Consider the following 1,033-nt stretch of genomic DNA (forward strand, 5'->3'; position numbering starts at 1 on the left):
CGTGTTCGTGTTCCCGGGGCAGGGTTCGCAGTGGGTGGGCATGGCCACGGCCCTGCTCGACTCCTCCCCCGAGTTCGCCCGCGTCATCACCGAGTGCGAGACCGCCCTGACCCCCTTCGTGGACTGGTCACTCACGGCCGTCCTGCGCGGCCAGGAGAACGCACCCGGCCTCGACCGGGTCGACGTGGTCCAGCCCGCCTCCTGGGCCATGATGGTCGGCCTCGCCGCGCTCTGGCGCACCGCCGGCGTCAACCCGACAGCCGTCGTCGGACACTCCCAGGGCGAGATCGCCGCGGCCGTCGTCGCCGGCGGACTGTCCCTGCAGGACGGCGCCCGCGTCGTCGCCCTGCGCTCCAAGGCCCTGCGCGTCCTCTCCGGCGGCGGAGGCATGGCCTCCCTGGGCGTTCCGGAAACACAGGCCGAGGAACTCCTCGCCCCCTGGGACGGCCGCATCTCCGTCGCGGCGGTCAACGGCCCCTCCTCCACCGTGGTCGCCGGACAGCCCGACGCACTGGACGAACTGCTCGCCCAGTGCGAGACGTCCGGAGTCTGGGCGCGCCGCATCCCCGTGGACTACGCCTCCCACTCCGCCCACGTCGACGAGATCCGCGACACCCTCGCCACCGAACTCAAGGACGTCACCCCGCAGTCGGGACGGATCGCCTTCCACTCCACCGTCACCGGCACCGTCCTCGACACGGCCGAGCTCGACGGGGCCTACTGGTTCCGCAACCTCCGCAGCAAGGTCCGCCTCGCCGACGTCATCAAGCAGCTCGCAGCCCCCGACGTCGTCTTCGTCGAGATCAGCGCCCACCCCGTCCTCGTCTCCGGCATCACCGAAACCCTCGACGACACCGGCGCCGTCGTCGGCACCCTCCAACGCCACACCGGCACCCTCGACCGCTTCATCGAATCCGCCGCCGAAGCCTGGACCCACGGCGTCACCATCGACTGGCCCACCCTCCTTCGGCCCTATCGCGCCCACACCGTCGAACTGCCCTCCTACCCCTTCCAACGGCAGCACTACTGGTTG

At 71.2% G+C, this 1,033-nt stretch carries 1 protein-coding gene; it reads left to right on the plus strand.

Annotated features, from left to right (window positions below; all coding sequences use genetic code 11):
* Positions 1–7: 7 nt before the first annotated feature.
* On the plus strand, positions 8–1,033 hold a 1,026-nt coding region (locus ACZ66Z_RS36725; RefSeq protein ID WP_469940320.1), incomplete at its 3' end, for an acyltransferase domain-containing protein.

Source organism: Streptomyces sp. NPDC107498, assembly GCF_055582805.1.